9 protein-coding genes are annotated in these 8663 nt (G+C 66.6%); 3 read left to right on the forward strand and 6 right to left on the reverse strand.

Features of this window, described 5'->3' with window-relative positions; genetic code table 11:
- Positions 1-197 precede the first annotated feature (197 nt).
- From RCH07_RS18445 to RCH07_RS18455, 3 genes are all read left to right on the forward strand, one after another.
- Positions 198-1418, forward strand: a complete 1221-nt coding sequence (locus tag RCH07_RS18445; protein WP_326968944.1) for a molybdopterin-dependent oxidoreductase — start codon at positions 198-200, stop codon at positions 1416-1418.
- Positions 1415-1870 (forward strand): hypothetical protein, encoded by a 456-nt coding sequence (locus tag RCH07_RS18450; protein WP_326968945.1) that lies wholly within the window; start codon positions 1415-1417, stop codon positions 1868-1870. The genes RCH07_RS18445 and RCH07_RS18450 overlap by 4 nt, the downstream gene beginning before the upstream one ends.
- A gap of 206 nt (positions 1871-2076) precedes the next feature.
- Positions 2077-2757: a hypothetical protein gene (locus RCH07_RS18455; RefSeq protein WP_326968946.1), complete on the forward strand. Its 681-nt coding sequence runs from the start codon at positions 2077-2079 to the stop codon at positions 2755-2757.
- A 128-nt stretch (positions 2758-2885) separates the two neighbouring features.
- Here the strand turns inward: RCH07_RS18455 and RCH07_RS18460 are convergent, their stop codons facing one another.
- The 6 genes from RCH07_RS18460 to RCH07_RS18485 are packed head-to-tail and all read right to left on the reverse strand — an operon-like array spanning position 2886 to position 8424.
- Entirely contained in the window at positions 2886-3941 is a 1056-nt protein-coding gene (locus RCH07_RS18460) for an NAD-dependent epimerase/dehydratase family protein (RefSeq protein WP_326968947.1), read from the reverse strand.
- Positions 3938-4819, reverse strand: coding sequence for an MTAP family purine nucleoside phosphorylase (locus RCH07_RS18465; RefSeq protein ID WP_326968948.1), 882 nt, complete (start codon positions 4817-4819; stop codon positions 3938-3940). Before RCH07_RS18465 ends, RCH07_RS18460 begins: the two co-directional genes overlap by 4 nt.
- A gap of 50 nt (positions 4820-4869) precedes the next feature.
- A complete protein-coding gene (locus RCH07_RS18470) occupies positions 4870-6339 on the reverse strand; it encodes a glycosyltransferase 87 family protein (protein ID WP_326968949.1) in 1470 nt (489 codons plus the stop codon).
- Positions 6336-7034, reverse strand: coding sequence for a class I SAM-dependent methyltransferase (locus tag RCH07_RS18475; protein ID WP_326968950.1), 699 nt, complete (start codon positions 7032-7034; stop codon positions 6336-6338). The genes RCH07_RS18470 and RCH07_RS18475 overlap by 4 nt, the downstream gene beginning before the upstream one ends.
- Positions 7031-7711 carry a TIGR04282 family arsenosugar biosynthesis glycosyltransferase gene (locus RCH07_RS18480; RefSeq protein ID WP_326968951.1) on the reverse strand — a complete coding sequence of 227 codons (681 nt, stop codon included), beginning with the start codon at positions 7709-7711 and terminating at the stop codon, positions 7031-7033. The genes RCH07_RS18475 and RCH07_RS18480 overlap by 4 nt, the downstream gene beginning before the upstream one ends.
- Positions 7712-7716: 5 nt before the next feature.
- On the reverse strand, positions 7717-8424 hold the full coding sequence (locus RCH07_RS18485) for a glycosyltransferase family 2 protein (protein ID WP_326968952.1): 708 nt from the start codon (positions 8422-8424) through the stop codon (positions 7717-7719).
- Between the last annotated feature and the right edge of the window lie 239 nt (positions 8425-8663).

Here is an 8663-nt window from a genome sequence, read left to right on the forward strand (position 1 = left end):
ACAAAACCTTCAAGACCGACGCCGTGAAAGCCGACATGCTCGTCGGCATCGCCAAGATCACCGTCAACACCAAGTAACACCCACCGCACCAGCGGTGAACGCCACGGATCCCTGGTCCGTGGCGTTTTCGGCTGGGCGCTTAGACTCGACGCTTAGAATGGTCCCAGACGGCCGAGGAATGGCGAAGTGATCCAGACATGAACAAGCCCGATCCGCAAAGGCTCACCGAAGCCCTCGCTGCGAAGTTTGCCTCGCCGACGCGCAGCACGCGTCTGACGGTTGTCCTGGGCCGCTGGCTCGGGATCAGCTTCACCATCTGCTTCCTGACGGGTTTGTTCAGCCACGGGCTGCAGAATCCGCCGTCGTGGATGTTCTTCCCCACCCGTCCGGTGTGGATCTATCAGCTAACTCAAGGCCTGCACGTGACTTTCGGAATCGCCGCGATTCCGCTGCTGCTGGCGAAACTTTGGTCTGTGTATCCCGAACTGCTCAAGTGGCCGCCGGTGAAGTCCGTGGTGCACGGTCTGGAGCGCGCCTCAATTGCCCTGTTCATCGCCTCGTCCCTGCTGCAGCTGACCACCGGACTGATCAATACATACAAATGGTATCCGTGGCCGTTTCCGTTCCGGGAGACCCATTATTGGCTCTCCTGGGTGATCTGGGGATCGCTCCTGTTGCACATCGCGGTCAAACTCCCGGCCATCTCGGCGCATTGGCGTTCGCGGCCGGCATGCGGGGAAACCGCCGTCCCGAAGGCTGCCGACGGCGGTGGTGCAGCCGCCGCCGTCGGGCTTGTTCCGGGCACAGACAGCACTGCACCCGGCCGCTGGTCGCGACGGGCATTCCTGACCGGTGTTGCCGCAGCGACAGGAACGCTTGTGGTGACGACGGCGGGACAGTCGTTCGCCTGGCTTGCACCGGCAAACTTGTTCGCCCCGCGCAGAATGGAAACCGGGCCCCAGGGCGTGCCGGTAAACCGGACCGCAGCCGAAGCCAAGGTGACCGAACTGGCGAAATCCTCAGCCTGGGCGCTCATGGTCCGCTCGGGCTCCTCAAGCCGCTCCTTCACGCTTGCCGAGCTCCGCGCGCTGCCACAGCACAGCCATGATCTGCCGATTGCGTGCGTCGAGGGGTGGAGTCAAATGGCAACCTGGCGGGGCGTGCGCGTCCAGGACCTGCTCGCAGCCGTCGGCGCTCCGGCCGCCGCTGAACTGCGGTTCACCAGCCTGGAACCGGAGGGTGCCTACCGGATCATGAACATGGCCGCCGAGTACACCCGGGACGATAAAACTCTGGTGGCCCTTGAGCTCAACGGCTCGGAGCTCGACCTTGACCATGGCTACCCTGCCCGAATCATCGCCCCCGGCCGGCCCGGGGTGCTTCAGACCAAGTGGCTGCAAAGTATGGAGATCCTGTGAGAGCGTCGACGACCGTCAGGGTTTCCCGGATAGCGCTCGGCGCCGCCGGCACGGCAATCATCGGCTACGGGCTGCTGGGCCTGCCGACCCAGCTGGGCCCGGAGCAGCTGATCGGCCTGCTGATCTGGCTGGCCGTTGCGGTCCTCCTTCACGACGGCGTCATAGTGCCGCTCTCCACCCTCGCCGGCGCCGGCCTGACACGTGCCGGGTCAAGACTTCAGCGGCCGTCGGCTGCCGTGCTGCGTGGTGCCCTGCTGACGGGAGCCGTCATCACCCTGGTGGCGGGGATCCTTTTGAAGGCTCAATCCGTGGCCCGGTCCAGCACCGTGCTGGAGGCCGACTACGCCGGATATTTCCTGTGGTTCTGGGTGCTGCTGGTTCTTGGTACCGCTGCCGCTGTCTTCGTCCTGGAGCGACGCGGACGGAGCCGGCAGGGACGCACAACGGCCTGAAGTGACTGCCCACCCCGGGGTCCGGGGTGTGAGGCAAGGGGCCCGGTGGCGTGGGTAACGGAAGCATAACAAAGAAGATAACTTCCCGATGCGGCCCGTCCTGGGTGGCTGTATCTCCGAAGTACTGGTGAAAGACACAGCAGCCCGGTCCACGGAGTTCCACGGAACGAAGGGCAGCTATCCACCTGATCCTAAGGAGCTTTTCCATGCGTACGTCAACTAAGACTTTCCTGAGCGTGGCCGCTGCCGGTTCGCTCATGTTCTCCCTCGCCGCGTGCAGCCCGGCCGCCCCGTCCTCCTCGGCGCCGGCTGCCTCGTCCTCGTCCGCGGCCCCCGCTGAGAAGGCCAAGCCGCTGGCCGCGATCCCGGCACTGACGGGTACCTCCACCGCGGTGAAGCTCGATGCCTCCTTCGCCGCGGCCTTGGAGAGCCTCAAGCTCACCCCGGGCGTGGTGGGTACCGCGGCGCTGACCGACGGGTCGCTGATCTTCCCGATCAGCGGCGGCAAGGTCGATTACTACGATCCCGCCAAGGACTACCGCCCGTTCGTCCAGGGCCTGATCAGCCACGCCGGTTCCGGGTTCTCCCTCACCGCCGGTGAGACCAAGGTGGACCTGACCAACTTCACCATCGACCCGGGCACCTCCAAGCTTTACGGCGACGTCGCGGTCAACGGCGAGACCGCCGCCAAGCAGGCCTACATCTTCAACCTCGACGGCTCCACCCTCAAGCCCCTCCAGGCCGCCGGCGACACCGCCGTCCTGGAAGGAACCCGGGTGCTGATCTCCGACACCGCGGCCGGCCTGCTGAACAAAACCTTCAAGACCGACGCCGTGAAAGCCGACATGCTCGTCGGCATCGCCAAGATCACCGTCAACACCAAGTAACACCCACCGCACCAGTGGCGCCAGGAAGTGCCGGCAGGAAGTGCCGCCTGAAACGGCGGCGGCAGTGCATAACAGGAAGCCACGGACCTTGGGGGTCCGTGGCTTTCCTGTTAGCCCCCGGGCCAGCTCTATTCGCCCCGCAGGGGGGCGGCGGCGAATTCCCGCATGCCTTCGTCAAAGCCCACGGCAGGGGCCCAGCCCAGTTCAGCTTTGATCAGCCCCGAGGACGCGGTCACGTGGCGCACGTCCCCGAGCCGGTACTCGCCGGTCACCACCGGGGCCGGACCGGCGCAGAAGGTACTCAGCGCCGTGGCCACGTCACCGATGGTACGGACCTCGTCCGCTCCGACGTTGTAGGCGCGGAAACCCGGTGCGCTGGGGCCGGCCAGCGACTCGGCAGCGGCAATATTTGCCGCTGCGACGTCCCGGACATGGATGAAGCTGCGGCGCTGGGCGCCGTCCTCGAAGACCCGGGGAGCCTCGCCGCGGGCCAACGCTGAACGGAACAGTGACGCGACTCCGGCGTAGGGCGTATTCTTCGGCATTCTGGGGCCGTAGACATTGTGATAGCGCAGGGCGACTGCCGAGCCGCCGGTACTTCGGGCCCACGAAGCGGCAAGATGCTCCTGGCTCAGTTTCGATGCGGCATAGACGTTGCGCGGATCCAGCGGTGCATCCTCGGTGACCATCGCGGGGATAAGGACGGCCCCGGTCTCGGGGCTTCGGGGATCGTAGACGCCGGCCCGCAGGTCAGCCTCGTCGCGGGGTCCGGGCCTGACGGGACGCCCTGTTTGGGCGTCGGCGTAAGCACCCTCGCCGTAGACCACCATGGACGAGGCCAGGACCAGCCTGGTGCTGCCGTGCCGTTCCATCGCAGCCAGCAGGACGGCGGTGGCGTAATCGTTGTTGCGGATATAGTCCGGCGCGTCCGCGAAGCTCACGCCGAGCCCCACCTTCGCGCTTTGGTGGCAGACCATGTCGATCCCGCGCAGCGCGGAATCGACCGTGTCCGGCTCCGCGACATCGCCGACCAGGAGTTCAACCTGCGGGTCGAACACGGGCGGCCGGGGATGAAGACCGGAGTCCAGCGAGTCCAGCACCCGCACCGTCCATCCCCTGGCGAGGGCGGCCTCGACAATATGGGAACCGATGAACCCGGCGCCTCCCGTGATGAGAAGTTTCATCGGCCGGTCACCGCTTCCTTGACTGCGGGGAGCGCCATGATCCGGCGCACCGCTTCCTGATCCATCAGCGGGCGGGGGGAGTAGTCATCGCCGATTGCCGCGACGGTCGCTTTGAGCACGGCCAGGACATTGCCCTGGGCATTCTTCAGCCGGGCGAAGACGGCGTCGGCCGTCACCGGATCCGAGCCGTCGTGCCCGGTGTCGGAATCGGTGATGAAGGCCAGGTTGGCAAAGCCCATGTTCAGCTCGGCGGCCAGAACGGGTTCCGGGTACTGGGTCATGCTGATGATGTCGGCGCCGCCGCTGACGTACCAGGCCGACTCGGCCCTGGTGGAAAAGCGTGGTCCGTTGATCACCACCACCGTTCCCTGTGGGACGTAGGACAGGTCGTGGGCCGCAAGGGCGGATGCCAGCTGCGACCGCAGTGACGGGCAAAACGGTTCCGAGGCCGGCAGGTGCTGGACACCGGCCGGGGAGACGCCGTCGGCCGAGGTGCCGTCGAAGAATGTGTCGGCCCGTCCCCAGCTGCGGTCAATCAGCTGGTCCGTCACCACGAACGTCCCGGGCCCGAAGCCTTCCCGCAGGCCTCCGACTGCCGAGGATGACAGCACCGCCTCAACGCCGAGGCTCTTGAGCGCCCAGAGGTTGGCCCGGTAGTTGATCTTTTGCGGCGGAAGCGAGTGGTTCCCGCCGTGGCGGGGGAGGAACGCCACCGTGCGCCAGGCGACGTCTGCCAGTGTCACGGGCCCCGACGGCGGCCCGTACGGCGTGTCGACGTCGATCGTGGCCCTGACAGTTGCTCCGGGGAGCCGGTAGGTGCCGGAGCCGCCGATGATGCCGATGCGCGCCTGCGGCGTGCCGGGAAGTGATGTGTCCATGATGCAATCCTGCCATTCGGGGGAGTTTGTGGTGGACGGACAGCTGCTGGTCACTGGGCTGAATCCACCCTGTCCGGCACGTCGGAGCTGAGGCCGGCGACGGCGGCCTGCCGGACTTCGGCGCGGCGCCGCCACCAGATACCGGCCGCGATGGCGGTTGCGGCCAGAAGAAGGACCGTCTGGTTGAGCGGAAGACTGAACGGGTCCTCGGTGGGGACCAGGTAGAGGAAGTCCAGGGCGAGGAGCACACCGACGAATTCCCATCGCCTGCTCAGGATAATGAACGGCAGTAGCATCAGGGCATACCAGGGGTAGGTGGGGCTCACAATCAGCAGCGTCAGCCCGATCATGACCGTTTGCTGCTCCCAGATATTCGCCGCGCGGGTCCGCCGCAGCACGGCGAGCGCGACGACGGCCAGGGCAGCTGCGCTGAGTACCTGCGGCCAGGGGCCCGTAGAGACGAGTTGGGCGAGCCCGAAACGGCTGCCGCCGGTCTGGCTGTAATTCTCTTCCTTGAGGTAGCCGGGCAGGAAGCCCAGGACGCCGACGCCGGCAGCGGCCACATAGGGCACGTAGAGGAGGGCGAAGGTCCCCAGTGCCGCGGCGATGAACCGGGCCGGGCGCCGGAACAACAGCGCAGGGGCCGCAATGACCGGAATGAGTTTCGTGGCCACCGCGGCACCGAACGCCGCTCCGGAGCGCAGCGGCTTGCCGCCGGCCAGCAGCATTCCGGCGGCCAGGATCAAGGCGCCGCCCAGCAGATCGACGTGGGCGTTGTTCACGGCTTCAAGCTGCACAAATGGGCTCCACCCCCAGACTGCGGCCACATGCAGTGGCAGGCCGCGTTGGGCGAGGACGCGGAGGAGCATCAGCCCGACGGCCAGGCTGATGAGCAGCCCGCCCAGCTGGAACGGGAGGTAACCGACCCAGTCCGGGACGGCGGCGCGCACGCCGAGGAAGTAGATTTCGGACGTGGGCGGATAGATGGTGGGAACGTGCGGCCGGTTGATGGCCGTGCACAGCGGGTTCCCGGACGGATAGCCGGAGGCCGCAACGGATTCCGTCCCAAACAGGTCCTTGGCGCAGACCGGCCCGCCGTCGTCGCCCGAATCGCCGGGCAAGAACAGCCAATCCGGCCTGAGGCCGCTCAGGGTCTCATCTACGGGGACATGCGAATAGGGCGAGATTCCGGCCTTTTGAACGATCCCGTCCCAGGCATAGCGGGCAGAATCGTTGCTGGTCCGGGGTGGTGCGCTCACCGCGACGAGGCCCAGCAGCACGGTCCCGGCGATGATCACGGCACCGACCCGGCGCCGGGGCACGTCACGTAGGAGACTGACCGCGCCGATCAGCACCATCCACGACATGCAGGTTCCGAGCATAGGGGCTGAATCGATCGGATTTCCCGGGAGTACCATCCACCACAGCAACCCGGCACTCAGAAGGAACAGGCAGGGCAGAATGACGAACAGCCTGAGCCGGGTGCCGGATGCGCGGGTTGATGGGGTGGTGATGCTCACCCGGGAAACCTGCCCGGTTCCGGAGCGGGCGTGAGGCGGCAGAAGACGCGGCCCTGAAGGCGTTGAATGGAGGCAACGGTCCACCCGCTGCGCAGTGCCCGGGACAAGAGACCCGCGGTGCCCGTTCGTGCCCAGTTGAAAGGCTCGCTTTGGTTCCCGTCGGCGTCCTCCAGCACGGCGGAATAAACGGTGTCCATGTCCTCGTCGGTTTCGACCTCGACCAGCAGGGTCCCGCCAGGAGCGACGAGTTGGCGGCATCGCCGGAGCAGGGACGTGATGCTTCCGCCGATGCCGATGTTGCCGTCGAGCAAGATGACGGATTGCCAATGACCGGCCTGGGGTACCGGGGAGAAAACCGATTGTTCGAGTGCTCGCGCACCGCGGCCGCGCGCCCGGCTGACCGCCTCTGCGCTGATATCGATGCCCAGGGCCGCCAGTCCCATCCGCTGGGCAGCAGCCAGCAACCTGCCCGGGCCGCAGCCGACGTCGAGCACTGGCCCCTGAAGGCCCTGCAGCAGTGAGCGCTCCAGCAGGCTGGCGTCCTCGCACCAGCTGCGTACATCGAAGGCCACGGGGGCTGCGTTGTGGTGCTCACTGTCCGGCCGCAGCGTCAGGGTGCCGGATCCGTCGGCAAGCGCCCGTGCATAGGGTTCACGGTGGCCCTGACCGAAGTGGGCCACGCCGGCGGCCGTCATCGCGTCACCCCGGCCGCGGGCCGTGAGCCCAGTCCCACGACCGCGGCTTCATTCACCGCGCGGGCGAATTCGGTGCCGGGAATCTCGCCGGCGATCGTGAGTGCATCGCTGAAGTGGTCCATGTCCCGCAGTTCGGGAAGCATTCCCACCCTAAGCCCGGCGGCGGAGAGGCGGGCGAGCTGCTGGGCTCCGGTGGTGTGAGTGGACATCGGCACGCCCCGGATCAGTGCTCCGTCAGGCCGGCGCAGCGCGAGGGCCCAGAAACCACCATCCGTTGCCGGACCCAGCCAGGCATCGTGAACTGCGGCGTTCGTGGGCCAATCATGGAGCAGCGGCGCCAGATGGTCCGCTGAAAATTGGGGGGTATCCATGCCGATGATCAGCAGCGGGCCCGTGGCCGCATCGCAGATGGCAGCCAGCCGTTCGTCCAGCCCGCCCGAGGCCTGCTGCACAACGGTGAAATCAGCCGCGTCCTGGGTGGCCGGCGTTCCGTCCATGACCAGGAGTCTTCTGCTCACCGGGAGGAGCCGCACCGTAGCCAGGGTGCGGCTGAGACTCAGCTGTGCCAGGGCAGCGGCACCTTCCGGTGTGAGCGGAGGGCTGAGCCGGGTTTTGACCTTTCCCGGCAGGCACTGCTTGGCAATGACTGCCACTGTCAGATCGATGTTGTTGCTCATATACATTATTCGTTGCCGGCGCTGTCTCGGACCGGTCCGGAGCCCGTGGACGCAGCTGCCGCTTTGAGCTGCGCGGACATGTCGCGCACCGCTGTGAGCGTTCCGCGGAGCGTTCCGGTCACCTTCGATTTGCCGGTCCGGGGAGCGTACGGCACGGGGATTTCGATGAGCCGCCAGCCGCGCAGGCTGGCCTTGAGGAACATCTCCAGCGGGTATCCGCTGCGGCGGTCCTCCAAGCCGAGGGACAACAGCTCAAGGCGGCGTCCTGCCCGCATCGGTCCGAGATCCGTTACCCGTTCACCGGTCAGGCGTCGTAGCCTCCATGCCAATACCACATTGGCGATGCGGGCGTGGAAGGGCCACGCGCCAGGCTCAGGCTGGCGGCTCCCCAACACCAGATCGGCGCTGCCGTCCAGGACGGGCGCGAAAAGCTCGGGCAGTTGCGCCGGGTCCAGCGAACCGTCACAGTCACAGAAAGCCACGAATTCTGCGGTGGCTGCGAGCAGGCCCGCATGGGCGGCTGCCCCGAAACCCCGCCGTTCCTCCCGGACCACAACCGCTCCGAGAGTGGCTGCGAGCTCGGCGGATCCATCCGTGGAGCCGTTGTCGACCACTATGGCCCGGTATCCCTCGGGAAGGCGGGACAGCACCCATGGCAGGGCGCCTCTTTCGTTTAAGCACGGCAGAACAACATCAACCATGGCTTCGCTCATTTCAGTCACCTTTCAAGGCTACGGCTGTCCCGGGAGTGCTGAGACCGCAAATCCATAGGGTATGCGCACGGAAAAGTGCCGCGGATCCTCCGGTGGAGGGTCCGCGGCACTTCCTGCCGCCGCTTCGGGCGGCACTTCCTGGCGCCGCTGGTGCGGTGGGTGTTACTTGGTGTTGACGGTGATCTTGGCGATGCCGACGAGCATGTCGGCTTTCACGGCGTCGGTCTTGAAGGTTTTGT

The sequence above is a fragment of the Arthrobacter sp. CG_A4 genome (assembly GCF_035985125.1).
Taxonomy (GTDB): Bacteria; Actinomycetota; Actinomycetes; order Actinomycetales; family Micrococcaceae; genus Arthrobacter.

Excerpts from the sequence above, each read along its gene's own strand:
- RCH07_RS18485 (WP_326968952.1), bottom strand. The coding sequence starts at position 8,424 with ATGAGCGAAGCCATGGTTGATGTTGTTCTGCCGTGCTTAAACGAAAGA.
- RCH07_RS18465 (WP_326968948.1), bottom strand. The coding sequence starts at position 4,819 with ATGGACACATCACTTCCCGGCACGCCGCAGGCGCGCATCGGCATCATC.
- RCH07_RS18475 (WP_326968950.1), bottom strand. The coding sequence starts at position 7,034 with ATGACGGCCGCCGGCGTGGCCCACTTCGGTCAGGGCCACCGTGAACCC.
- RCH07_RS18455 (WP_326968946.1), top strand. The coding sequence starts at position 2,077 with ATGCGTACGTCAACTAAGACTTTCCTGAGCGTGGCCGCTGCCGGTTCG.
- RCH07_RS18460 (WP_326968947.1), bottom strand. The coding sequence starts at position 3,941 with ATGAAACTTCTCATCACGGGAGGCGCCGGGTTCATCGGTTCCCATATT.
- RCH07_RS18480 (WP_326968951.1), bottom strand. The coding sequence starts at position 7,711 with ATGAGCAACAACATCGATCTGACAGTGGCAGTCATTGCCAAGCAGTGC.
- RCH07_RS18445 (WP_326968944.1), top strand. The coding sequence starts at position 198 with ATGAACAAGCCCGATCCGCAAAGGCTCACCGAAGCCCTCGCTGCGAAG.